The 25,824-nt window shown below is 50.5% G+C and carries 23 protein-coding genes; 2 read left to right on the plus strand and 21 right to left on the minus strand.

The genetic code is table 11. From position 1 onward, the window contains the following. Window positions 1–87 precede the first annotated feature (87 nt). Entirely contained in the window at window positions 88–1,446 is a 1,359-nt protein-coding gene (locus SH580_RS08535) for an FAD-dependent oxidoreductase (protein ID WP_319834583.1), read from the minus strand. Between the two features lie 132 nt (window positions 1,447–1,578). Here SH580_RS08535 and SH580_RS08540 point away from each other — a divergent pair, with 132 nt between their 5' ends. Then, window positions 1,579–2,358 (plus strand): IclR family transcriptional regulator, encoded by a 780-nt coding sequence (locus SH580_RS08540; protein ID WP_319834584.1) that lies wholly within the window; start codon window positions 1,579–1,581, stop codon window positions 2,356–2,358. An 87-nt stretch (window positions 2,359–2,445) separates the two neighbouring features. On the opposite strand, the gene SH580_RS08545 is transcribed toward SH580_RS08540, so the two are convergent. The 20 genes from SH580_RS08545 to SH580_RS08640 all read right to left on the minus strand — a co-directional run bounded on the left by SH580_RS08545 (window position 2,446) and on the right by SH580_RS08640 (window position 24,099). Continuing rightward, window positions 2,446–2,784 carry a P-II family nitrogen regulator gene (locus SH580_RS08545; RefSeq protein ID WP_308951224.1) on the minus strand — a complete coding sequence of 113 codons (339 nt, stop codon included), beginning with the start codon at window positions 2,782–2,784 and terminating at the stop codon, window positions 2,446–2,448. Between the two features lie 47 nt (window positions 2,785–2,831). After that, the gene (locus SH580_RS08550; protein ID WP_308951225.1) at window positions 2,832–4,223 is read right to left on the minus strand and encodes an ammonium transporter; all 1,392 of its coding nucleotides are present in this window, start codon (window positions 4,221–4,223) and stop codon (window positions 2,832–2,834) included. Between the two features lie 292 nt (window positions 4,224–4,515). Next, on the minus strand, window positions 4,516–4,854 hold the full coding sequence (locus SH580_RS08555) for a histidine triad nucleotide-binding protein (RefSeq protein ID WP_319834585.1): 339 nt from the start codon (window positions 4,852–4,854) through the stop codon (window positions 4,516–4,518). A gap of 4 nt (window positions 4,855–4,858) precedes the next feature. Next, window positions 4,859–5,233, minus strand: a complete 375-nt coding sequence (locus SH580_RS08560) for a hypothetical protein (RefSeq protein ID WP_319834586.1) — start codon at window positions 5,231–5,233, stop codon at window positions 4,859–4,861. A gap of 185 nt (window positions 5,234–5,418) precedes the next feature. Beyond that, window positions 5,419–5,898, minus strand: coding sequence for a hypothetical protein (locus SH580_RS08565; protein ID WP_319834587.1), 480 nt, complete (start codon window positions 5,896–5,898; stop codon window positions 5,419–5,421). Beyond that, entirely contained in the window at window positions 5,891–6,355 is a 465-nt protein-coding gene (nrdR, locus tag SH580_RS08570; protein ID WP_319834588.1) for a transcriptional regulator NrdR, read from the minus strand. Before nrdR ends, SH580_RS08565 begins: the two co-directional genes overlap by 8 nt. A 113-nt stretch (window positions 6,356–6,468) precedes the next feature. Further along, window positions 6,469–7,032: an anthranilate synthase component II gene (locus tag SH580_RS08575; protein WP_319834589.1), complete on the minus strand. Its 564-nt coding sequence runs from the start codon at window positions 7,030–7,032 to the stop codon at window positions 6,469–6,471. Window positions 7,033–7,104: 72 nt separating this feature from the next. Beyond that, window positions 7,105–8,790, minus strand: coding sequence for a fumarate hydratase (locus SH580_RS08580; protein ID WP_319834590.1), 1,686 nt, complete (start codon window positions 8,788–8,790; stop codon window positions 7,105–7,107). Window positions 8,791–8,905: 115 nt separating this feature from the next. Continuing rightward, window positions 8,906–9,631 (minus strand): M48 family metallopeptidase, encoded by a 726-nt coding sequence (locus SH580_RS08585; RefSeq protein ID WP_319834591.1) that lies wholly within the window; start codon window positions 9,629–9,631, stop codon window positions 8,906–8,908. Between the two features lie 4 nt (window positions 9,632–9,635). Continuing rightward, on the minus strand, window positions 9,636–12,821 hold the full coding sequence (locus SH580_RS08590) for a type I restriction endonuclease subunit R (RefSeq protein WP_319834592.1): 3,186 nt from the start codon (window positions 12,819–12,821) through the stop codon (window positions 9,636–9,638). After that, window positions 12,818–14,263: an ATP-binding protein gene (locus SH580_RS08595; RefSeq protein ID WP_319834593.1), complete on the minus strand. Its 1,446-nt coding sequence runs from the start codon at window positions 14,261–14,263 to the stop codon at window positions 12,818–12,820. Before SH580_RS08595 ends, SH580_RS08590 begins: the two co-directional genes overlap by 4 nt. Then, entirely contained in the window at window positions 14,260–14,808 is a 549-nt protein-coding gene (locus tag SH580_RS08600) for a virulence RhuM family protein (protein ID WP_319834594.1), read from the minus strand. Before SH580_RS08600 ends, SH580_RS08595 begins: the two co-directional genes overlap by 4 nt. Before the next feature lie 84 nt (window positions 14,809–14,892). Continuing rightward, a complete protein-coding gene (locus SH580_RS08605) occupies window positions 14,893–16,989 on the minus strand; it encodes an AAA family ATPase (protein ID WP_319834595.1) in 2,097 nt (698 codons plus the stop codon). A gap of 20 nt (window positions 16,990–17,009) precedes the next feature. Further along, the gene (locus SH580_RS08610; RefSeq protein WP_319834596.1) at window positions 17,010–18,209 is read right to left on the minus strand and encodes a restriction endonuclease subunit S; all 1,200 of its coding nucleotides are present in this window, start codon (window positions 18,207–18,209) and stop codon (window positions 17,010–17,012) included. A gap of 430 nt (window positions 18,210–18,639) precedes the next feature. Then, window positions 18,640–18,984: an ORF6N domain-containing protein gene (locus tag SH580_RS08615; protein ID WP_319834597.1), complete on the minus strand. Its 345-nt coding sequence runs from the start codon at window positions 18,982–18,984 to the stop codon at window positions 18,640–18,642. Further along, entirely contained in the window at window positions 18,981–19,802 is an 822-nt protein-coding gene (locus SH580_RS08620; RefSeq protein WP_319834598.1) for a KilA-N domain-containing protein, read from the minus strand. The genes SH580_RS08615 and SH580_RS08620 overlap by 4 nt, the downstream gene beginning before the upstream one ends. Window positions 19,803–19,805: 3 nt before the next feature. Beyond that, a complete protein-coding gene (locus SH580_RS08625; protein ID WP_319834599.1) occupies window positions 19,806–21,386 on the minus strand; it encodes a type I restriction-modification system subunit M in 1,581 nt (526 codons plus the stop codon). Window positions 21,387–21,391: 5 nt separating this feature from the next. Beyond that, on the minus strand, window positions 21,392–21,973 hold the full coding sequence (locus SH580_RS08630; protein WP_319834600.1) for a restriction endonuclease subunit S: 582 nt from the start codon (window positions 21,971–21,973) through the stop codon (window positions 21,392–21,394). 374 nt (window positions 21,974–22,347) lie between these two features. Continuing rightward, on the minus strand, window positions 22,348–23,685 hold the full coding sequence (hisS, locus tag SH580_RS08635) for a histidine--tRNA ligase (RefSeq protein WP_319834601.1): 1,338 nt from the start codon (window positions 23,683–23,685) through the stop codon (window positions 22,348–22,350). A gap of 105 nt (window positions 23,686–23,790) precedes the next feature. Next, a complete protein-coding gene (locus tag SH580_RS08640) occupies window positions 23,791–24,099 on the minus strand; it encodes an HU family DNA-binding protein (protein ID WP_308951233.1) in 309 nt (102 codons plus the stop codon). Between the two features lie 96 nt (window positions 24,100–24,195). Between SH580_RS08640 and SH580_RS08645 the strand changes: the two genes are divergently transcribed. Continuing rightward, complete coding sequence (locus SH580_RS08645; protein ID WP_319834602.1) at window positions 24,196–25,800, plus strand: AAA family ATPase; 1,605 nt, start codon at window positions 24,196–24,198, stop codon at window positions 25,798–25,800. Window positions 25,801–25,824 lie beyond the last annotated feature (24 nt).

Here is a 25,824-nt window from a genome sequence, read left to right on the forward strand (position 1 = left end):
AGACAGAGCGTCCGAACGCCTTCAAAGATAAGCGAGACATCGTTCCGATTTGTTGGAGGGATAATTGCATATTAAAAGTCGTATTCATTATATTTGAGCAGGGATATGAGAGCCAAAACTAAATTGTGTCGAAGGGATCAAATTGCCTGCGGCCGCATGTGCACGATCCATTTCGTGACGAATATCTGCGCCTGCAATCGATTGAAGCGTGTCTTTATTTTTCCAGGCAAGCGCCGCTGCAGTACCCGCAGCCTCACCTAAGCCCATACAGGTCGGCATCACCCGAAAGCTGCCCGCGGCCTCATGGGTGGCACTAATGCAACGCCCCGCCGCCGCGACATTCTCCAAATCTACTGGCAGCTGACATTCCCAGGGAATACCATAAATACTGCCATTATCTTCATACTGTGTCCCAGTGCCTTCAGTGGAATGAACATCGATCGGATAGGCACAAAGCATGACACTACTTTCAGGGATACGCGCCGAGCGCACATCATCTTCAGTTAAAGTATAGCGTCCGACAATCCGGCGTGACTCACGCACCCCAACTTGCGGTCCGGTTTGATAGAGATAGACATTTTCAAAACCAGGAATGTATTTACGGAAGAAGGCGACCAGCTCTTGGGCTTGACGCCGGCCTTCCACTTCAGCGCGAGTCGTTTCCATCGCATTACACGAGCTCAGCCCACTAATACGTGTACCATTCACTGTAATGCGCGACGGATCGTGCGGCATTGACCAAAACAGCGCGACATTCTCACGTGGGATCGACCACTCCCCTGCGCTGCGAGCGAGCGAAACCTGCGCGGCATATTGATCCCCTTCCGCCACGTAGCGACCTTCAATCAAACGCCGTCCCGATGCCGCCCATGCCTGTGGATCAAAACCACCCATTTGCACCACCATAGTCATCGGCTGAGTCGCGCCACTGGATTGATTACCATGGAAAAGGCCCGCCCCCGCCATGGCCGATGGGTCTGCATCGCCAGTCGCATCAATCAAATAACGACAGCGAATGCGCACACGGGAACCTTTACTTAAAAATTCAGCTACCCACAGATCTTTCTCTCGATAGACATTCGATAAAATCGAGTGATACAGCAGCTTGCCCCCTGCCTTGAGAATCGCCTGCTCCATCCCAAGCTTACAGACCTCCGGCTCATAATAGTCTGCTTGTGTGTGGGCATCATAGTAGTGCGACTTCATATCAATCAGTTGCTGCCTAAATGAACGGTAGACAGGTGAGGAAAGGTCCACATCGACGCCTAAATGATTTAAGTAGCAACTCAGCCCAGCGGCCGTCCCCATGCCTCCCAGAAAACCATGCCGATCGGCGACAATGGTCTCACAACCACCACGTAGAGCAGCACTTGCAGCTCCAAAACCAGCAGGCCCACCACCGACGACGAGACAAGGGATCTCTAACTCCAAAACGGATAAATTCATACAGAGAATTGAGGCCCCTCCACATATTCGAGACAAGGGCATAGCCTAGCCACAGGAGAAGTGTGTTTCGCATTTGGAACAGGCGGCAAGGATGGAATTGCCTTTTCTCGCACACAAAGCTGCAATCACACGATGCCCCCAATAGTTCGCAAGCAAACCCCACTCACCCAAGGAATCGCAGCCGTGCGACTCATGGTCGACGCAGGCCACTCCCTCGGCGTCACCAACATAGCCAAGGCCCTGGAAATGCCCAAGTCTTCCGTCCATCGCTTACTCCAGTCGCTATGCGAGATCGGCTTTGTACAACAACTACCAACAGGTAACTACACACTCTCTCCAGACATATTTGAATTCGTGCATGAAATTGCCCTTCACTACGGTAAAAACCTAAAACTAGACGCACATATCCGTAAAGCGGCCAGTCAGCATAACTGTAGCGTCTACATCAGCATGCTAGGTAAACGTGACACATATACGATCTGCGCCGCTGGTGAAGAAGGTAACACCACGCGTCTAGGCCTGCATACTCCAGCCTACTCTTCTTCCGTCGGGAAAGTCCTCATTTCCTACATGGATCCAAGCCAATGGCTCAATTACGCACCACAGGTCGATCAGCCTGAGCAGTCACTCCAGCCAGCTCAAACAACGCCCTATACTATCTTAGACCCCAATGTATTTCTGACGGAACTCAAGCAAGTCAGCGAGCAACGCGTCGCCTGGAATATTCGAGAATCGGATAGCGACTATGCATCCATAGCCATGGCACTAAGAGAACCCTTCATACAACTACCACGACTGGCCGTCGCTCTCGTATTTCCCTACGAGGATTTCAAGAACCGCGACCGCAAAGAACTCGCCGCTCAACTCGCCAAGATCGTCAAAGAAATGGAATGTGAGCTAGGTTCACGCTAAGTCCGCTTTAAGCGCAAAAAAGCGGCCACCCAAAAAGGGTGGCCGCTGTGTTTTAAAGCCTTCGCTTTAGATCAGTTCAGATCGAGCTTAGAGAGCTTCTGGACCAGTCTCGTCGGTGCGGATACGTGTCGCGCTTTCGACGGGAATGATGAAGACCTTACCATCGCCGATCTTGCCAGTCTTGGCGGCTTTGACGATCGCTTCGGTCGTCTTTTCCGCGTCGGCATCGTCAACAACGATTTCGATCATTACCTTAGGCAAGAAATCAACTGTGTATTCACTGCCACGGTAGATTTCGGTGTGGCCTTTCTGGCGACCGAAACCTTTGACTTCCGTGACGGTCATACCTTCGATGCCGATGTCTGCGAGAGCTTCTTTGACCTCTTCAAGTTTGAAGGGCTTGATGACTGCTTTTACCAATTTCATAGTATTATGTAATCTGTGGTTATTTTTGTTAATTGGCTAGGCGAAACTTAGCGTGAGCTGTTTGCGAAGTCAGGATAGGCTTCTTGACCATGCTCACCGATGTCAAGACCTTCGGCCTCTTCTTCAGGTGATACACGGACACCGATAGTGACCTTCAAGAGACCGAAGACGATCATCGAGAAGATGAAGGCGAATGCGCCAACGGAGAGTGTGCCGATCAATTGGATTCCGAAACCGGCAGCGTCACTGAAGAGAGCCACTGCAAGTGTGCCGAAGATACCACATACACCGTGAACGGAGATGGCACCGACAGGATCGTCGATCTTGATCTTGTCGAAGAAGATGATCGAGAAGACAACCAGGATACCAGCGATGAGACCTGTGATGATGGCCCAGAATGGCATGATGGAGTCCGCACCCGCTGTGATACCAACAAGGCCAGCTAGGATACCATTGAGACCCATGGAAAGGTCAGGCTTCTTGAGGAATACCCATGAAGTGAAGATCGCACCGAGGCCACCACCAGCGGCGGCAAGCGCAGTTGTGCAGAATACAAGCGATACCAAGTAAGGGTCGGCATTGAGAACCGAACCACCGTTGAATCCGAACCAACCGAGGAAGAGAAGGAAAACACCGATCGTAGCGAGTGGCATGCTGTGACCGAGGATCGGCTTGATGCGACCGTCGACATATTTACCAGCACGTGGTCCGAGGATCAGCGCACAAGCGAGAGCGGCGAAGCCACCGAAACCGTGAACGAGGGAGGAACCTGCAAAGTCGTAGAAACCACGAGCAGACAACCAACCTCCACCCCACTGCCATGAGCCAGTGATGGGGTAAGCGAAAGTCACAAGCAGTGTTGCGAAGATCATGAAAGAAGAAAGCTTAACGCGCTCAGCAACTGCACCCGAAACGATAGTCGCCGCTGTTGCAGCGAACATGGCTTGGAAGATGAAGTCAGTATACCAAGTGTAGTCTGCATACTCGGAAGTCATTAGATCAACCGAAGCAGTGACGTCGAACCATGAACCCATGGCAAACACACCCGCGGAGCCTTCTGCGAACCCAGGATACATCGCATTGAAGCCCCAGAGTGCATAAGAAATAAGACCCATGCTGATGATGAAGACATTCTTAAAGAGAATGTTGACGGTGTTCTTGGATTGGCCGAGTCCCGACTCAACCGTAGCGAAGCCAAGGTGCATGATAAACACCAGAGCGGCAGAGATCAGCAGCCAAAGGTTACTGATCGTAAAGAAGGCGGCACCGGGAGTTTCCATGAAGGCCGCATAGGCCTCGTCAAATGGAATCGCGTCAGCGACAGCTTCGACAGCTTCAGCTGCTTCTGCAACCGGCATGTCCTGTGCGCCGAGCGAGCCGGCCATCAGAAACGCCGAGCTGCCGAGCAACAGAGCGAGAAGGTATTTCTTAATCTTCATTATATGTATTATTTAGTCAGGTTGATTGCTTTGTTCAGGAATTGAAATCGAGATACCCTAAATGGGGAGCATCCCGAGCAGATCGCGGAATCGCGAACAACCAACTTATAGCACTCGACATGCCAAGTTGAAATATGCCTCAATTAATTCATCAAAAAGCAACAAAGAGCAGCCAAAAGTCACCACATATAACTAAATATCATATACTTACGCCCGCTGATAAATATTATCTAAAAATAAAAAAAGGACGCACAAATGCGTCCTTTATAAAAAAAAATTAGTCAAATATTGATCATCCAGGAGGCCAAGCCATCTGCCGACCGCCCAACACATGCAAGTGAAGGTGAGGTACGGTCTCTCCACCATCTTTTCCATTGTTTATAACGATCCGAAAACCACCCGACAAATTCAACTTTTCAGCGACGGATGCAGCCGTCAGCATCAGATGGCCCAAAACCGCCTGATGCTCCTCGCGAGCTTTTGCGATACAGGGCACGACTTGCTTCGGCACGACTAAAAAATGCGTCGGCGCCTGGGGATCGATATCGTGAATGGCAATACACAGATCATCCTCGTGCTCAATTTTAGCAGGAATCTCGCGATCAATAATTCGTTCAAATAGAGTCTTCATATGATTAGGGATTCTCTTTGGTATAAATAGTCACAAACTCGGCCATCAATTCACGCAGCGTCGCTTTAATCGTATCGACTTCGTTCACATCGGAGCGCGCCGTACGACGCAGTTCAAAAGTTGTCGCAACGGTCTTATCCTTATTGCGGTCAATCGTCACATGATCACGCACCTGTAAGATAAGCTCAAACTGCCCGGTAGAGACACGACTGGAGGTATCAATCGACAACACAATCAAAGGCACATTCAGCTCTGGCTTATTCACAATGAAATTGCGCAACTCAATGTTCCCACGACGCAATTGGAGCTCCATAATATCACTCAAATCCAAGCGCTCAGTCGCGGTCACCTCAGTGGCAAAGGAGGTATCAATATTCATATAAAGAAAATTGATGCCCCTTAAGTGAGTGGAATTCTCTACGGCAGACAGAGGCGATTGTAAGCAAACGAGAAGGGGAAGTAAGCAGAATAAGTAACGCATAAAAAACGAATAAACACGACAATGGGCAATGTAAAGCATGCGACAACGCAGGCGCAACAAAGTTCCTGCTAACCTAACGCGGCCTAAAGCACAACCACTTGCAAACGCGACCCACGCGTCGCCCAAGCACAGACCAGCTCATCGATCCAATCTCGCACCCGCTGATACTGCGCCTCGCGCTGCTTAGTCCAATACTTGCCAACGGGGCAAACCGCCTCGCGTAAACCAGTCACCAGCAACAACCCTTCGCGACGCCCCGCTAGTTTTTTCATTTCCACGACGATCGCCTGCCGTATCCACAGCGGGCTAAAATCCTCCAAACGCGGCACATGCCAATGAGCAAAAGCAAAATCGGCTCGGTGCCCGGAGACCCCGAAATGAAGTTTCGCTAATTTATCAACATAATCTCCCAGCGGCACACGTTCGAGATCTTCAGGGTGCTCTTTATACGCAAACTCTAAGGCACGACGCGCATGCTCCGCCCGCTCAGGGTCCGACACACGCCCGAGCAATTCGTTGAGCGTCCGAAGCTGCTCGACTGCAATCAGCTTGGCTTTAGGCATTATCTGTCGAAGCTTTCAGCTCATTGATTTCCTGCGCCAACTCGGCCAAATCCCTAAAATCTTTATAAACGGACGCATAACGAACGTAAGCAATTTGATCCAAATGCTTCAAACGCAGCATAATCTGCTCACCGATAGCGTGAGCCGGGATTTCATGGTCAAATTCTTTCTCCAAAGACGCCAACACATCGGCAATCAACATCTCGATCTGCATCACATCAATGGGCCGTTTTTCTACCGCTTTTTTGAGTCCACCCAACACCTTAACGCGGTCAAAGTCCTCGCGGCGCCCATCACGCTTGACCACTTGCAAATCGGCACGCAGCACCTCTTCAATCGTCGTAAAGCGATACCCACAGTCGAGACACTCACGACGGCGACGAATCGAAGTCTCGTTTTTTCCAGTTCGAGTATCGAGCACTTTTGTCTCAATAGAGGCGCATTTTGGGCAACGCATGATTAGCAATATGAATTCAAAAATCAGCAGAGAGAAGGTCTACTAACAATAATAAGAAAAAGACTACTATATGTAGCCTACTACATTTGCAATCCCTATATTTAGTAGCTAGGCTACAGCTTAAGAAAGTTCTCAAGCATCTTCATCCCCTGCTCCGTGGCGAGCGACTCGGGGTGAAACTGGACCCCCCATACGGGGAGATCTTTGTGAGCCAAGCCCATGATTTCGCCCGCCTCTGTTTCAGCCGTCACCTCCAGGCAATCGGGCAAGCTTTCACGCTCGACCAGCAGCGAATGGTAACGGGTGGCCACCATCGGATTGGGCAACCCCTGGAAAATATCCGTATCGCGGTGCGTGACGGGACTGGTCTTACCATGCATCAAGCGCTCCGCGCGCACCACCTTGCCACCGAAGTGCTGGCCGATACTCTGATGCCCCAGGCAAACCCCGAGCAAAGGCTTCTTGCCCGCAAATGCCTCAATCATCGCCAAGCTAACGCCTGCCTCGTTGGGCGAACAGGGACCGGGCGAGATCATGACACGGTCAGGATTCAGCGCGAGCGCCTCCTCCACCGTGATCGCATTGTTGCGAAAAACCTGCTGCTCCTCACCCAGCTGGCCAAAATATTGCACCAAATTATAGGTAAAAGAGTCAAAATTATCGATTACGAGAAGCATGCCGAAAATCAGAAGCGTGTTCGCCCCGAACTGCAAGCTCACAAGCAAATTGAAATCGAAGCAATTTTGCAGCTACTTGGTCATTTCCGCACGAGCGTTTTCATAGGCACTCAGCGCGCACTGCGAGCAAGCGGTCCGAACGTCGGCGAAGAAGTCGTTGCCCTTGTCATCGACGAGAATGTAGGCCGGAAAGTCCTCCACTTCGATCTTCCAAATGGCTTCCATGCCGAGTTCTGGATATTCCAACACTTCGACATTCTTGATATTGTGCTCCGCCAGCAAGGCAGCGGGCCCACCGATGGAGCCGAGGTAGAAACCGCCAAACTCTTTACACGCATCCGTGACCTGCTGCGAGCGATTGCCCTTGGCCAGCATGATCATGGAGCCGCCCTCCTTTTGGAAGGGATACACGTAGCTATCCATCCGTCCTGCGGTCGTAGGACCGAAGGAGCCGGAAGGCTTGCCAGCGGGCGTCTTGGCGGGCCCCGCATAATAAACGGGGTGGTTCTTCAAATACTCGGGCATGCCCTCGCCCTTATCCAAGCGCTCCTGAATCTTGGCGTGCGCGATGTCGCGGCCCACGATGATGGTGCCACTCAGCGAGAGCGGCGTGGCGACCGGATATTTGGTCAGCTCCGCCAGGATGTCTTTCATCGGACGATTCAGGTCGATGGCGACCGGGTCTTTTGGCTTCGCGATCTCGCCGTCGGCAGGAATGAAACGAGCGGGGTTTTCTTCTAATTGCTCCAGCCACAGGCCATCTTTATCGATGCGCGCCTTGGCATTTCGGTCGGCCGAGCAAGAAACGCCCAAGGCAACCGGACAGGAAGCACCGTGGCGTGGCAGACGAATCACCCGCACGTCCAGAGCAAAGTATTTACCACCAAACTGTGCACCGTAGCCCATTTTGCGGGTGTATTCCAGCAGCTTGGCTTCGAGTTCTGTATCGCGGAAGGCTTGACCGTATTCGTTGCCCTCAGTGGGCAGCTCATCGTAATACTTGGTCGACGCCAGCTTTACCGTCTTCAGGCAAGTCTCAGCCGAAGTGCCTCCAATCACAAATGCGATGTGATACGGTGGGCAGGCAGAGGTGCCCAAGGTGCCCATTTTCTCAATGCAGAATTTTTCCAAATTGGCAGGATTGAGCAGCGCCTTGGTTTCCTGATAGAAAAAGGTCTTGTTGGCGGAGCCTCCACCCTTGGCGACAAAAAGAAAGTCGTAACTGTCGCCATCCGTTGCCAGCAGGTCGATCTGAGCCGGCAAATTACAGCCCGTATTCTTTTCCTCATACATGGAAAGCGGCGCCATCTGCGAATAGCGCAGGTTCTCCTGGGTGTAGGTATTATAGACGCCCTGCGAAAGCGCTGCTTCGTCACCGCCGCCGGTCCAAACGCGCTGGCCCTTCTTACCCAAAATGATAGCGGTGCCGGTATCCTGACAGAAAGGTAGCACGCCGTGCGCAGACACCTCGGCGTTACGCAACATGGTGAGCGCAATGGTGCGGTCGTTTTCTGTGGCTTCTGGGTCATCGAGAATGGCCGCCACCTTCTCCAAGTGCTCCGTGCGCAACTTGAAGGAGATATCCTTCATCGCAGCTTCTGCGATGTAAGTCAGCGCCTTGGGATCGACCTTCAGCATTGATTCCCCAGCGAAATCAACCGTTTCGACAAACTCGTTGGTCAGTAGACGATACTGCGTCTTATCTTTTCCAAGTGGAAATTGCTTTTGGTAATGAAACTCAGGTGCGGGCTTAGCCATAGTTATACTTTCTAATTTAGTTCAACTTTAGAATTAGTAGCGCTACTCAAAGGATTGGCAAGTGCGAACCCTCTAAAAAATCGTATAGCACATGCAGCCTTCCTGCCCAGAAAATTTACGCCAATCGCAACTCTAGCTTTTGCTTTAAGTGGCGCCACTCTGGAAGCAGTGCAGCCAGCAATTGATAAAAATCGGCACTGTGATCATGATGCTTCAAGTGACAGAGCTCATGGATCATAACGTAGTCGATGCACTCTTTCGACGCTTTGACCAATTCGACATTCAGGGTCAGCGTGCCGTTTTCAGATAAACTACCCCAGCGCTTCTCCATGCGCTGAATGACAATGCTTGGTTTGTGATACCCATAACGCGCGATCTTAGGCCAACAGCGTTCTAAGCTCTGCGCAAATTGCTCGGCCGCTTTTTGTGCATACCATTGCTCCATTAAACGCTTGGTCATATGCGGCGCCACTTTTTGCCAACAGCTCACCTCAAAGACTCCATGCTTTAAACGCACTTTGTTTGCATCTCCAACACTGACCTTGAGCTGATATTGCTTACCGAGATACAAATGCGTTTCACCGCTGATGTAGTGGCGCTGCGGCGTGCGGGGATTGAATTGCTTGAAATAATCTTGTTGATTCACGATCCAACGCGCGCGCTTGCGTAACTTAGCTTCAATCGCACCAACATCGGTGCCTGCGGGGGCTTTCACCACCACGGAAGCATCGGGATGCACCGCAATCTCCAAGGTTTTGCGATCTACGGTTGAACAGGTGTAATCAATCACCCGTTGACCATAGAGGATGCTCCCCTCCATCATTTCTGCTGTAGATTGCATCGGTTTAGCCTCGGGAACGTGCCACTTGCATAACTTTTTCGATCATGGCATCCATTTGATCCAACGACAGTTCCAGGCCTCGCTTCGCTCTGAGTTCATCGAAGCAGTAATCATCAATCGCATCGATCACCGCCTTCTGCGCATCACTGTCGTCCCAAAAGTTCACCTTAAAGTGCTGCTGTAAAATAGCATCCACCGCCAACGCGGTATCCGCCGCAATGCTTTCTAATGCCTCGGCTGCCATCGCGTGCTCGACAAAGAAAGGCTTCACCACCCCAAAGTAAGCCTGCGCGTCTTCGTTGCCCTTCAATACCGACGGCACATCGTCATGCACCTTGCCGACGACTTTATTGCGAATGTCCACCACGCGATTCAGGTACTCCAAATCCGACAAACGCTTCGCCCGAAAGTCTTCGATGGCGCGCTGGATCAAAATAGAAAATTTCTCATAGAAGGCCGGATCTTCATCCATCTTCTCCGTGATCACCTTCTTAGTGGCATGCGCGATGGTGTCGGCCTTGGCCGCGGTGCGTGGCTGCTTGCCGTAAACACCTTGCTCTTCTTTAACCTCGTTAAAGGTTTCGTCGTCAAAGATGTTCACCGGCTCGTTGAGCTGAATCACTTCGTTCGCCTGAATATGGGTATCCAGCAGCTTCTTGATCTTCGGCTCGTAGTCGCGGTAATCGATGGCTTCGGCGTAGCGCAACTTGACCGAGGCTTTCAACTTTTGAAATTGCTTCAGGTCCTGCTTATAGCGCGCCAGCAGCGCTTCATCGGTTTCGAACAGAAACTTCTCCGAGGACAGCGCGATCGAGAAGGTCTTGGCGTATTCGGACAATCGGGTATAAAACTCGTCGCGGATCGACTCGTCGGCCAGCAACTGCTCGTAAGCTTCCGAGTCATTGGAGTGCTTCACCGTTTTGAACAATGCCCACAGATCCGAGTAGCGTTGCGGCAACTTGGCCACTTCCGCGTGAATCGACAATAAGGTGCCTTCGATATCCGCCTCATCGAAGCCTTCAAAGGCGCTATACATCGTCAGCGCTTCGTCCAACTCTCCTAGCACGTTGGCGTAGTCGACGATATAGCCAAATGGCTTATCTTCGTATAATCGATTCACCCGCGCGATGGCTTGCAGCAGCGTATGCTCACGCAGTACGCGGCAGAGATACAGGACGGTGTTGCGCGGCGCATCAAAGCCAGTCAGCAGCTTATCCACCACAATCAGGATTTCCGGCTCCTGACCGTGTTTGAACTGATTGATCAACTGCTTGGTGTATTCCTCCTCGCTGCCATAGCGCGCCATCATCTTTTTCCAGAAGCGCACCACCTCGTCGCTCGGCTCGTCATCGGTCTCTTCGTAGCCCTCGCGGCTATCAGGGGGCGAAATCACCACTTCGGCCCGCACCATCCCAATGTCGTCGAGATATTCCTGATATTTCAACGCCGAGACTTTGTTGGGCGCGACCAACTGCGCCTTAAATCCTGTCCCTTGCCAGGTCTCGCGGTAGTGCTCGCTGATATCAAAGGCCTGCATGTAGATCACTTGATCCGACTTACTCAGCATTTCCGCGCGCGCATATTTTCGTTTCAAGTCGGCTTGCTGCTCTTTGGTCAACCCTTGGGTGTGACGCTCAAACCAGAGATCAACCGCCGCCTGATTCTGCGTCATCTCGACATAGCGCCCTTCATAGAGTAGCGGCACCACAGCCCCATCTTCCACTGCCTGCGAAATCGAATAATGCGGGTCAATCAAATCACCAAACTTGGCGAAATTGTTTTTCTCTTTCTTAAGCAAGGGCGTGCCGGTAAAGCCGAGGTAGCAGGCACGCGGAAACATCTGCCGCATCCGTGCCGAGAACGAGCCAAACTGGGTGCGATGACTTTCATCCACCAATACAAAGATGTTCGGCGAGTCGTCGCTGTATTTGCTGCCCACCTTGTCGAACTTATGGATCAGCGTGGTGATGATGCCCGACTGCTTTTCCGCCACCAATTCCAACAAGTTACGCCCTGAAGTCGCACGGCAGGCTTCCAAGCCACAGGCGGCAAAGGTGTTGCTCAACTGTTTGTCCAAATCATCACGATCCGTCACCAGCACGATGCGGGGATTCAATACTTCCGGATCGAGTGCTAGATTACGCGCCAGCAGCACCATCGTCAACGACTTGCCGGAACCTTGCGTGTGCCAGATCACGCCGCCACGACGCGCGCCCTCAGTATCGTAATTCCGAATACGCTGCAGTGTGGATTGAATGACAAAATATTGCTGATAACGGGCGATCTTTTTGATCCCGCCATCGAATACCGTATATTTCCAAGCCAGCTCTAACAAACGCTGCGGACGACACAGCGCAAACAGCGACTTATCCTGCTCCGTGGCAAGGCGTTCGCCTTGAGTGCTGAGTGCTGAATGATCAGGGCTGAGTGACTGAAAATTCACTGCTTGAGACAACGACTGCTCGACCAGCGTTTCCAACTCGGTCAGTGCGGCCCCGCTCTGATCCAAGGCAGGCTCTTTCCAGACGCCCCAGAACTTCAGCGCCGTGCCAGTAGTCGCATACAAGGCCTGATTTTTATTCACCGACAGTAGCAATTGCGTATAGGTAAACAGCTTCGGGATATAATCCTCGTTTTGATTGCGAACTGATTGCTCCGCCCCGAGCTTCACTTCGATCCCCGGAGCCTTGCACTCGATCACGGCAAAAGGAATACCGTTCACAAACAGCACGATGTCTGGCCGCGCGGTCTCATTGCTACGTGTGCGCTCGACCGCGTATTCCACTGTGACATGAAAACTGTTTCGTTCCCAATTGCGCCAATCGATGTAATTCAGATTAAAGCTTTTAACGTCGCCCTCGATCGATTGCTCCAAAGCCGTTCCGAGAGTGATGAGATCGTAAATCGCCTCATTCGTTTTCAACAAACCATCGTATTTGACGTGCTTGATCCGCTCGATTCCCGATTGCACGTTTTCCTCGCTAAAGAGATACTCCCCGCCTTTGTAGCGGATACGATTAATCGTTTTGAGCTGCTCACGTAGCACATTCTCCAACAGCACGTTTGAGCGCCGCCCGCCACGTTCCCGCAAAGCCGCCTCCGGCGAAAGATAAGTGTAGCCCATCGCCACCAGCAGTTGCACAGCCGGCAGTTGCGAAGCGAGTTTTTCGTCGGTGTTGAAATCGGTCATGATAGTTCGCTTTCCTCTAAAACTTCCCAGTAGCCGCGTGTTCCACCCACGCGCTGAATCAGTCCACTTTCTCGAAGTTGCTTAATATGCTTCTCCACCGCAGTGGTGCTTATCTCTAAAATTTCTGCTAGTTGAGATCCGGTAATTTTCGGAGACTGTTTCATCTCCGACAGAATTCTCACTTTCGTATTACCCAACTCATTACCCAACCCATTACCCAACCCATTACCCAACCCATTACCCAACGTTTTCCCGACGCTTTCCCGACGCTTTCCCGACGTTCCACCCGAAATCGTTCCGAAATCATTCCCGCCGCCTCCCGAAACAACCGTTTCGGAAGCCTGCGATTTCAGTAACTCCACAGCAACACCCCCTGACCGCTCAGCGAAGAAAGGTCTGGGTAAGCCTGCTTTGGTGCAGGCCTCGGCAATCTTCTCGACTCCTCGCCCCCAAGAGTCTACATAACCGGCTTTATAGCAAACATCCGCAATCAATGGATTCCGAGGAAAGGATTCATGCACCTCAAAGAGTTTTTCAACACTCAACTCAAGCGGCAGAGTTCCCGCATTCCAAATGGAAATACGATCATCCATGACTTTGAGCTGCGTCATGCTGCCCATGTAGTTCCGATGCACCAACGAATTGAGCAGTATTTCACGCAATGCGGGAACCGGATATTCCAACTCTTCAATACGCCGCAGCCCTTCAAAGCGCACAGGTTTAATCAGAAACTTTTTCTCCAACTGCTCCATGACCTCGCGCATCATCTGAAATAAATTCCCCTCACACACTTCCTGAAAACGCATATCGACGACACTGGCACCAAAGCGCCCGATCTTAACATACAAGTTTGCATAAAACTCACCTGGATCTTTACCAAACAACACTAATGCCGCGTTTGTCAGCCCCTCCTTCGTCAGCAGCCGTAGCTTTTTCAACAGAGTCGCAGTGGACAGCCCAGAAACATTCGGTAACCGCCCCGCAGTCAGCGCCTCATTTTTAAACCATTCAATCGTCGTCTCATCAATATCATCCAAGCACGCATTTCCCTGAATCGCACGATCCCAAGTCAGCCCCATTTTCTTCAACAGAAACTCATTGAGCGCTGCCCCCTTAAGCTCCTGCTTCACGCTGCCCGAACGCCAGTAGTAGGCCCCACGCAAAGAGATCGGCACTGTCGACGGTTCCACGATAATTTCAAGGAAAGGTTTGCCCGCATCTTCCTGCAAATTGATCGCCGGCATTAGCCCCAGCTGATCACGGATCTTATTCGGCAGATTCTCCAAAAGCTTCTTAGCATTGCTGACCCCGATGACCAATCCCACATCGTCCTTACCGATATAAATTCGTCCCCCCTGCGCATTGGCGAAGCCACAAATCCACTTCAAATAGTCATCGTGCCAAGATTGCTTGAATTCAACATTTTGGGATTCCGAGTTCATACGCAACCTCCTAGAAACGGGAACGCCAAGCCCCAACTTGGCGAGGCTAGGAACGTCGACAAAGTCCAAATCTTAAATCGATTATCCATGGCTCTTCCGCTCATTAAAATGCCAAAAGAGAAGCCGCCCTGAGGCTCTGCTCTCTTGAACTGTTGAGTCGCCCAGATACGGAAACGGGTCGCCACATGACTTTTCACGCGGTAGCCGACCGAGATGATCATGTCCAAATTGTAGTAATCCAGCAGGCGTTTCACCTCCCGCTTCCCCTCTAATCGAACTGACAAGAATTTCTTGTGAGTTGCCTCCAGCACGAGTTCCTTTTCCTCGTAAATGTTTAATATATGCTGACTTACATTCTGCTGTGTTGTTTGAAACAGCTCCGCCATCAATGGCTGTGTCAGCCAGAACGACTCATCCTCAAAACGAACATCCAATTTCAATTGACCATCTTCAGCCTGATAGACCAAGAACTGCCCCTTGGCGGCTTCGCCGAGGTCTGAGTGCTGAGTGCTAGGTCCTGAGTGGCTGCTTAAATCATCCTTCATAATTCATCCCTCCTAATTCGGCTGAGCCGCGCACAGCCGGAAGTTGCGAAGCGAGTTTTTCGTCGGTGTTGAAATCGGTCATGATCAGGAAACCTCCGCAATCGACTTGTCGCACTCTTCGACTATGTATGCTGGAATCGTGTCATATTTAGCGGGGTCGAGTTGGCAGATAAATTCATTCTCAATATGATATGTTTCTTTGATGAATTTCTCGATAACAGGATCATTCTCATCATGGTCAATAAGTCTGCACACTTGCAGCTTCTCATAGCCATTGGTGCATGCATGATACAGCTGCTTCATGGCTGCAGTATCAATAACACGGCTTAACGCATCAGCGTATGAAAAGTCAGCGATATCACTAGATATTAATTCGCACCCCGCTGAGAACTTTGAAGGATCCATTTCAGGATAATCATCATCTTCATTTTTAAGCTCACGGCTATCAATCGCACGTGCTCGCTTATGCTGAAGATTTGAAAGCACCTGATACGCATCACCTTTGTTGTCGATAATCTCGAGATGACGCCTCATATAAATTAATTTTATAATATCATCTTTAGTCGATCCTAGCGCAGCCTTACAAATCTGAGCGAAAGTTTCTATATCATTCCGTCCAATCTCTAATTCTTCGACGATACCATTAGCCAATTTCAAGAATGAGGCAGCTGTCTGATTACCAAATTTATGAGATAGTGATTTGATTGTATCGATGATCGGCTCCACGTCATGAGTGAGCATTAAAACTGTTTTACTTTTCAAGCAAGAGTCAGTATCCCGCCGAAAAAGCATTTCAAGAATCGCGTATTTTTTGTTCTTATCGAATGAAGAAATAGGGTCATCGAGAATGATCAAGTCCGGCTGCTTTGACAGGCATTCATACATAAAAAGAACGATAGAAAAAGCATTCCTCTCTCCAAAGCTGAGATGCTGTTTCCCGCCACTAAGGTGCTGTTTATGATCCACGTGCAGCAGTTTTAATCGCGCTTGATCACCTTCACCTACAATCTCAACCTTATAGCGATATCCCGCATAAGAAAGGAATTCGTTTATATCTTTTTGATGCTTCTCAACAACTCGCTGCATCTCCCTTCGCTGTTGGATGATCTTTCCCTGAAGTTGACCTGCTTTGTCAATGATAGCATCGATCGATACATTTATCGGATCAATAGATCTTTGCGTCTTATCAGAGTTCAACTCCGAGAAAGCTTTCAGATCGATCTTATAGGTAGGAAGTATTTCAGCCACCTGTTCACCTTCTTTGAACTGAAAACCCGAAAGTGTCCGTAGTTTTTCAAGTTTCTCGACCAGTAAATCAATTCGTTCCTTCACAATGACCAGAAAACTCTCGTGCTCTTTTTCAAGGCCATCCTTCAAAGTAATGATGTTTGAAAGTGTTGCCTTCGCATCCTCTGAAAAATAATCACCTAATCGACCAATTACCCCAATAATTGCCACTAAATTTTTAATGGTGTTCTTGTCATATTCTTGGCCAACCTTTCTAATCTGTTCTTTTTTATCTACCGCGTTCGAAGTGCAAAAGGGGCAGTTATCCGAAAGATCTGCATACTCATAACCCTTAGTTTGCCAATCGACCCAACCGACACTATTCTGGCTTTGAATAAACGGCTTATAGCATTCGAGCTCTGCAGGAATATGCTGGATTTTATTTCCTGCCGCTAAGCCCTTTATCCCTGTTGATGATTTTGCAATTCCATTTTTTGTCAGTTTAAAGGCTGCCCCCATTTCCTTGAGAGTAGAAATCAACGCTTCCAGTTCTTCATTGCCAACAAACAACTGCTTCATCTCAGAAACCAGCTCTTCGATGTCTCGCTCTTTTTGCCTGTAGCTCTCTGTTTTGATAAAAACGTCAAAGCTATTATTGAGCAGCTCATCCTGCCTAAAAGTAAACTGGTTTACATACTCTTCATTGAAACACATTACGTTATGAAGAGATTCCAACCCAGATATTTCAGGGCTCTGATTATCCGGATTAACTTCTCTCAACTTAAAGGGAATTAGTTCGTCTAGGTTCGAACCCTCAGTTGTCGCGAGGCTTATTGCTCGTGCAATCGTGCTCTTACCCGTTCCATTCGGCGCAAATTTGATATTCAGTTTCTTTTCGGCCAGCGTAATGCTAGCGGAATCGATGTTATTGCAGTTTTTGATTTCGATATTCATGTCATTTCCAATTCTGTAGATCACCCGAGATTCACCCGCCACTCCCCAGTGAGCAGTTTCTGCATTAGGCCACGTTTTTGGGCTTTGTATTTTTCAGTTATCAGTTTTAGGAGAGTAATTTCTTCCTGAGATCTAGTCAGAGCTTCTGCTATCGCTTGCTGTTCATCCCAAGATGGCAAAGGCAACTCCACCATATTGTAGGCTGACATCGTCAGTCCAAAACGAGTAACTCCATTAGCTTGACGCGAGAACTCGTATCGAATTCTTGGCGTATGAAGTGCGAAGTTTAAATATGGACCAAATAATTCTTCATTGGGACGAAGAATAGCAAGATGATAGCCGCACACTAAATCCTGCGGGGCTTCTAACACACATGCTGAGTTTGCGATGTCATCAGCAGTTTCTGAGTCTTTTGTTAATATGACATCATGGACTCTCAGCTGGTATTTTTCGATCTCACTTGAACTTGCCGAGGCAGACATAAAACCAAGCTTTTGTGTTATGTAATAGTTCCGGTAAACATCCATGTAGTTACATAATCGAACAGGCATCTCTCCTTCATGAACCTTCTTATCAACATTGCTAGTTATGACTTCGCAAACCTCCCCAACTTTCACTTTTCTGGATTCGCGCCGATTGCTATTGTTATGGGCCCCGGGGATCAACTCCTGCATCAACCCACGGAACCGGCGTTCCTTCGCCTCGATCAGGCGCTCGGTTTTCTCGATGGCGGCATCCCAGGTGGACAGCACAGCGGCGATGGCTTTTTGCTCGGGAAGCGGGGGGAGAAGAATGGGGAAGGCTTTGAGTAAGTCCGTGTTCAATCGTCCCGTGCCGTGACCTGCAGAATCCACTAGTCTCATAAGCTTATGCTTACTTCCAACTAGGTAATACAGGACATACTTTGGATCAATTCCATCATCCAAAACCAAGGCTTTGATGTCTTGATTAAAAGCTAGTTCGCGCCCAGCGAGACATACGGGAACATCCTTAAACAAAGTCATGCCTCGAACCAAAATTAGAAGCGAATCAGCGGGTGTAATTTTAGCCTTAGCCTCTCCAAGCTCTGATAACATCAGGAGAGAACTACGAAGAACGGGCACTTTCAAATCTTTCGCAGTAATCCATGGCAAATGATCCCCCCAAAGGTTATTATCCCGTTTACTAGGTGTTCCGCCCGATCGAACCGAACAGATATTCTGTAGCTCTTGAAACTTCATACTTTTCCTCCCATCTGAATCCACCACGCGACTTGTGTGGTTTGACGTAGGGTCTTCATAGGTGAAGACCGCGATACAGCTCGCACAGACACGGTCTCCACAAGTGGAGCCCCTACGATTTCCCCCACCCGCGTCGAAAGCCTTGCTGACTCTAAAATTGGAGCCTTTCGTTGCGCTCCAAAGTTCAAGCCCACCATTTTTCCCATGTGGAAAAAATGCTTCTGACGATAATTTTCGCAGACCGCATGGGCTTGAATGACTCGTAAACTCTCAGTTGTTGCAAATTTTGCAACAACTGCCTGCAGTCCGGAGTTCTGAACCGTTGCATTTTTTGCAACAGTTGCTCGTCTCAATAGAACACTGCGAATTCCACTGACCATCTCCACCAAACAGGTCGAAATCGACCAGTTTAAGATTTGAAAAAACGCACTCATCCTTGTTTGCCTTTCTTTTTATGAAATTCGCCACCCGCAACGCGCCCCGGTGCGGCGACGTCCTCCCCGCGTTCGAGTTTTAATAGCATTTCCACCGCGCCAGAATTAAACTTTGAAAGAGCGAACCACTTTTTGCCCAAATCCTTTAAGGACGCTCCGATATCTTCTGCGAAAACAGAGGAGAGATACCTCCAACCGCCGTGACCACTTGAGGTCGCAGATTGCGACTTCAAACTGGATGAGTCACAATTGGCGACCAGTTCATCCAATTCACCCTGAGTGAATTGAAATCTGAATGAATGAGGAAAACACTTAACCTTTCTATTTACCTGTTCCTTCATGCTTTTTTGCCTTCTATTTTTTTGACGATCCGATCCTCCACTAAGATCTGCATTTGCTGGACCGCGGTCTGGTTTAAACGCTGCAAGCGATCCGCTGCGGGGAGGCCTTCTTCAATAAAGTGGGCGTTGAGACTTTCCAGATTGGCGAGGCAGACCAATTGCGAGCTATTTGCGAAGTCGCGGATATTGCCTTTCTCCTGCGGATTATCTTCTCGCCACTGCTGAGCGGTTTTGCCGAAGAGCGCCATGTTCAAAAGATCGGCTTCGGAGGCGTAGATCCGATTGATCTGGGCTTTATTTAAAGTGTCGGGGATCAAATGCGCTTGGATCGCATCGGTGTGGATGCGGTAGTTGATCTTGGTGAGGTTACGACGGACATCCCATCCGAGTTGCTTTTGTTCCAGCTCCTTGAGGCGCTGAAACTCTTTAATCAAGTAAATCTTAAATTCCGCACTGATCCACATACCGAATTCAAAGGCGATATCCTGATGAGCATACGTGCCTCCATAGCGGCCTGCCTTAGCAACCAAGCCAACCGCATTAGTCTTAGCGACCCATTCTTTAACGCTGATCTTATAGCTATTGAGTCCCACCTGACTTTTAATTGTGGCAAATTCGCCATAATTAAAATCCGGGTTATGCACCTTCTCCCAGATGCCCAAAAACTCGACGGTGTTTCGATTGCGCAACCAATCAGCGATAAAAAAATCGCCGTCTTTGGCCTGCAACATATCCGTCAGTGAGATGAAATCCATATCACCTTTGGAAAACACCGCGATTGCGGTTCCCTGAACATCGATGGTTTTATTTTTACGCATGATTCAGCTCTCTGGGTTCCGATTAATTTGCTTCAGCTTCTCGGCCATCTGCGCACGCACTTCGACAAGCTCGGCTTCAAGCGCGTCGATTTCTGTTTGCACCTCGTCGATGTTGATCGGCTCTTCTTCCTCAAAGGTGTCCACGTAGCGTGGGATATTGAGATTGAAATCGTTTTCCGCGATCTCGCTGACGGGCGCGAGATAGGCGTATTTATCGATGGTCTTCCGCGCGCGGAAGGTGGCCATGATCTTATCTAGGTGCTCAGCGGAGAGATTGTTTTGGTTTTTACCGGAAACGAACTCACGGCTGGCGTCGACAAAGAGCACGTCCTGACAGCTTTCGCGTGGACCGCCCTTCTCGCGGGCACGGTCGAAAACGAGGATCGCGACGGGGATATTAGTGGTGGGAAAGAGATTGCCCGGCATGCCGATCACGGCGTCGAGCAGGTTTTCCTCAATCATCTTCTGACGAATGCGCCCCTCGGCTGCACCACGGAAGAGCACACCGTGCGGCACGACGACGGAGACGCGGCCGGATTTCTCCAAAGCAGTCTCGATCATGTGGCTGATAAAGGCCCAGTCGGCCTTGCTCTTAGGCGGCACACCACGCCAGAAACGGTTGTAAGTGTCGCTTTCGGCATTTTCCGCACCCCACTTGTCCAGCGAGAAAGGCGGATTGGCCACCACACAATCGAACTGCATCAAGCGATCGTTTTCAACCAATAGCGGCCCGTTCAAGGTATCACACCATTCGATGCGGGCACTATCGAAGCTGTGCAGAAACATATTCATGCGGCACAAGGCCCAGGTGCTACCATTCGACTCTTGACCGTAGAGCGCGAAGTCACGCCCCGCAATTTGACGCGATGCCTGCACCAGCAGTCCACCGGAACCACAGGTTGGGTCGCAAATACGGTCGCCAGCCTTCGGCTCAACCAAGCGAGCGACCAACTCGGTAACTTGCAGCGGGGTAAAGAACTCGCCCGCCTTTTTGCCAGAGTCTGCAGCGAAGCGCTCGATCAGGTAGATATAAGTGTTACCGATCACATCTTCCGACACACGGCTTGGGCGCATATCCAGCTGCGGCTTGTGGAAGTCTTCCAAGAGCGTCTTAAGACGACGATTGCGGTCTTTGGTCTTCCCCAGATTGGACTCGCTGTTGAAATTGATATTACGAAAGACCCCTTCGAGCTTGGCCTTATTGTTGGATTCAACGTGCTCCAGCACGACATTGATCAGTTCGCCGATATTGGCCGCCGAGCGGCGCTCATAAAGACTGTAATAATTTGCCGGAAATTCATCCAGAGTCGTCACGACGCCCGTGTCTTCGTTGGTCTCCGTCAACTTGACGATAGGCAGGACAAAGCGTTCGCGCTCCAACTTGCGAAGAATGCGGGCCTCATCGTCGCCAAACTGCTCTTGATAGCTCTCGTAGTGATCCTGCCACACATCCGAGATGTATTTTAGGAAGAGCATGACCAGGATGTAGTCCTTATACTGAGCCGGATCGACCGTGCCACGGAAAGTATCGCAAGCGGCCCAAGCGGCTTGATTGATGTCACGTTGATTGATTTGAGTTTCCATAAATATTAGTTCTCCCCTTTTGCTAGTTGCATGAGTTGTGTTGAAATAAGTGCCCTCCGACGCTCCGACAAAGCTTCGAGCAAAGTAAGCTCGCGCTGCAAAAGAGCAGCCATGTCGACGATTACCTGTTGCGTCGGCAGATCTGGCAAATCGACCGGTAGGCCTTCTAAACTGTTTTTGCTGACCATTTTTTGCGCAGTACCCTTGATGCGACTCGCCAAATAGGCCTGCGCCTCGTCTTGGTGTAGATACCAGTTCAAATACTCTGGAAGAACCTCCTGCACCGAATTCACACGCACCCGATAGAGCGGAGCCGCCAAAATAATCGCTTCACGGGGCTCATCCACCATCAGCGCGGGACTCATATCCATGCCTCGGGAACGAAAAACAAGGTCGCCGAGCCGTAAAAGCTGCGAGTCTTTAACCTCTCCCACTTCCACACGCTGTAATTCGCGACAATCTACGACATCGTCCCAAGTCAAATCTTTCATCTGCACAACCGGCGCACCGCCTGCACATGCTTCCAAGCGAGAACGGAAGCTATATCCGACCTGAACTTGTGCGATTTCCTTTAGACATCTCGGCATAAGAATACAGCAACTAAGTTACTACAAATACAGAATGTCAAGCATTACACAGCACTGCAATGCGATTACTGCAAAAAAGACATCCGTAGCGACCATCTACAAGGCCTATCCCTCATAAACCATCGAATTTGACTCAAGCGCAGTCAACAGCCCTTCAATCGTAAGGTGATAGGCAGACTGAAGCTACCAAGGACACGATGCCCTCGTCCATGCGCATCGAGCACATCATACTCATTCAAAATTGAGCGTTCGACGTTGGACGTTCGAAGTTCAAACCTCCATTGCCACGATCCAAAGTCTCACGACTGTTCCGGTCTGCTTCGCTGCCGGCCTTGTCGCCTGCGGCTCGGAACGGCTACGAGCGTCCCTACAACTTAAGATTCGAGACCACTCTCGAGCAACGCGGGCACTTGTTGCAGCAATTGATCGCGTGCGATCTCGGCCTCGGTGCCAGCAGTCAAGTCGCGCACTTTAACGACGCCGCGCTCCAACTCTTCGCTGCCGTAAATGAGCGCGAAGCGGGCACCCGACTGGTTGGCGGCCTTGAATTGCTTGCCGAAACCTTGATTCTTGAGCGGATACTCAACCTGGTAACCCAGTGCTCGCAGCTGAGCGGCATCCGCCAGCGCGGCATCACGCTCGTCCTCGCCTCCGATGATCGCGATAAACTCGGGGCGTTGCATATATTCCGGCATCAGCGACTTGCTCTCGAGCAGGTCCACCAATGTGACATCGCCCATCGCAAAACCGACCGCCGGCATATCGGGCCCGCCTAGTTTCTTAACCAGCGCGTCATAGCGCCCGCCCCCGGCCAAGGCACGCCCGGCGCCACTGGCCTCAAAGGCTTCAAAAACAAAGCCTGTATAGTATGCGAGCCCACGCACGATCCCGAGATCGATTTGAATAAAGTCACCTGCGCCGGCTGCCTTGAGATTACGCAGTAGCTGCGCCCAGTCTTCCATGCGCGCCTTAGCTTGAGCTGCGAGATCCCCTTCGAGTGGTAAATTTTCAATATACGCACGCAAACGGTCGAAGTCGCGAATCGCGATCGCCTCCTCGATGCGGCCCAAGAAGGCTTCCGCTTGCTCACCGAGCACGGGTGCCAGCTTCTCAATGGTCTTGCTGCGATCGGTGCGCTCAAGCTTGTCGATAATGCCCAACACGGTGGCACTGCCCGCCTCGTCGAGCCCCTCGGCTGCCAACATCAACAGCCATAGGTCACGGTCACTGAGGCGCACTTTAAAGTCACCCGCACTGAGACCAAAGGCTTGCAACGCCTGACAGAGCAGCGCGATCAGTTCGGCGTCGGCGGTCGGGCCTGGCTCGCCGAAAATGTCGACATTGAACTGATAAAAGGCACGCAAACGCCCCTTCTGCGGACGTTCGTAGCGATAGTGTTCACCAATATTGAACCACTTAACGGGACGCTTCAGGCTATTAGCCTTAGCACCGATCAAACGCGCCAACGAAGGCGTCATTTCCGGGCGCAGAGCCACCGCACGGCCGCCGCGGTCTTCAAAATTAAACAGTTGGCTGACGATTTCTTCGCCCGATTTTTCGATATACAGCTCCAGTGGCTCCAGCACCGGGGCATCGTATTCCAAAAAGTTAAAGGCACGCGCGACCTGACGCCAGCGACCAAAAACATGATTCCGACGCGCACAGGCCTCCGGATAAAATTCCCGGAATCCGGGTAGCGTTTCAAACTGCATAATGAATCTCCCTTAGAAAGATGCTAAACGACTAGACCTCACGATCCGTCCAAAGATTTGAATTATTAAAAAAATCAAATCTTCCGAGTCGCAGATAAGCTCTAATTACAGAGCATCCACGTCCAAGTCCTGAAGCTGAGCCTTCAACTCCTTGCCAGCCTTGAACTTGATCACGGCACGCTTAGGAATGACGACGTCAGTCTCCGGCTTATTCGGGTTGCGACCGATGCGAGATTTGCGAATCTGCACTTCGAATACACCGAAGTTGCGCAGCTCAACATTACGTCCCTCGCTCAGCGCTCTGGCGATCGCGTCGAGAGTCAGTTGCACAGTTTCTCGCACTTCTTTTTGCGGAAAATCAGTTTTATCGTAGATATCTAGAACGATATCGCGTTTTGTAAGGTTATTGGACATCCTGGGTATGCTAGGTGGCTTGCGAAAATGAAAAATCAAAAGTTACTGTTGCTGCGATACTTCGGATCGCGAAAACACTGTCAAACTAGAAAAAATATGAGTGATAAAGAACCACCAAATCCTTTCGAGGAAATTCAACGTCAATTAAAAGATTTGTTCAAGGACTCGAATGTAAAAGTGTCAACCCATGGTTTCACCGAAAGCGATCCTTTTGCCGACGAGCCCGAGGAGTCCGAACCGGAAAAACCGAGCGAACCCAATAAGAGCGCTCAAACGCTGGACAATATTCGCAACTTCCATCTCAAACCAAAGGAGATACGCGACTATTTAAATCGCTTTGTCATCCGTCAAGATGAGGCCAAAAAAGTTCTATCTGTGGCGATTTGCGATCACTACAACCATATCCGCAGCACACTTTCCGGCGAAAGCACGGAAGCCACCGAGTATAGTAAGCAAAATCTACTCTTTCTCGGCCCGACCGGAGTCGGCAAGACCTACCTGATGAAAAATGTGGCGCGCCTGATCGGCGTCCCCTTCGTCAAGGCCGATGCAACCAAGTTTTCAGAAACTGGCTACGTCGGCTCCGATGTGGAAGATCTGGTGCGCGATCTAGTCAAAGCGGCCGATGGCGACATCGAACTCGCCGAAAAAGGCATCATCTTTGTCGATGAAATCGATAAAATCGCCGCCGAAGCCGGCGCGGGAGGACGCGATGTGTCCGGCCGCGGCGTGCAAATCAACCTGCTCAAACTAATGGAGGAGACAGAGGTCAGCCTCTTCAGCCCGACCGACATGATGGCTCAGATGCAGGCCGCGATGGAAATCCAGCGCGGCGGCAAGCCGAAGCGAAAATCGATTAATACCAAAAACATTCTGTTTATAGTGAGCGGCGCTTTCGATAAATTGGCTGAATCGATCAAAAAACGACTCTCCCAAAACGAGATGGGCTTCGGAGCCAGTGTGAGCGACGAGCAAGAAGACCTCTCCGCTTACCTGCAGCACGCGGAGACCAGCGACTTTATCAAATACGGATTCGAGCCCGAATTCATTGGCCGCGTACCCGTGCGCTGCGCCTGCTCCGCACTGAGCTCCAACGACTTGGCGCACATTTTAACAACCTCAGAAGGCAGCGTGCTCCACCAGTATCGCGACGACTTCCGTGGCTACGGAATCGACTTCGACATCGGCCCCGAAGCCATCATGGCCATCGCCGAGGCTGCCAGCCAAGAAGGCACCGGTGCCCGCGGCATTATGACCGTCATGGAACGCCTCTTCCGCGATTATAAATTCGAACTGCCCTCAACCGCGATCAAGCACTTTGAAGTTACGCCCGAAATGATCGCCGACCCCGCAGCCAGCCTACAGGCCCTCAAAGCAGAGAACGCCCACTTACAAGCTGCCGTCTGGGAAAATGACATTAAACGCTACGCCACGGCCTTCGAGAAGCAGCACGGCTTCACCCTGGAATTCAAACCACTGGCGGTGGAAGCCTTACTGCAAGAAGCCGAACAACGTGACCAAAGCATTCAGTCACTCTGCAGTGACAAGTTTAAAGATTTTGAGCACGGATTGAGCATCATCAATCGCAACACAGGCCAGACCGTTTTCAAACTGGGCAAGCTCGCGATCGAAAACCCAGATAAGGAGCTTTCTAAATGGGTGGTTCGCAGCATCGAAAGCGTCAAAGGAAGCTCAGATTGAGATTGAACGCGCTCCAAAGTTCCC

This window comes from Coraliomargarita algicola (genome assembly GCF_033878955.1).
Taxonomy (GTDB): Bacteria; Verrucomicrobiota; Verrucomicrobiia; order Opitutales; family Coraliomargaritaceae; genus Thalassobacterium; species Thalassobacterium algicola.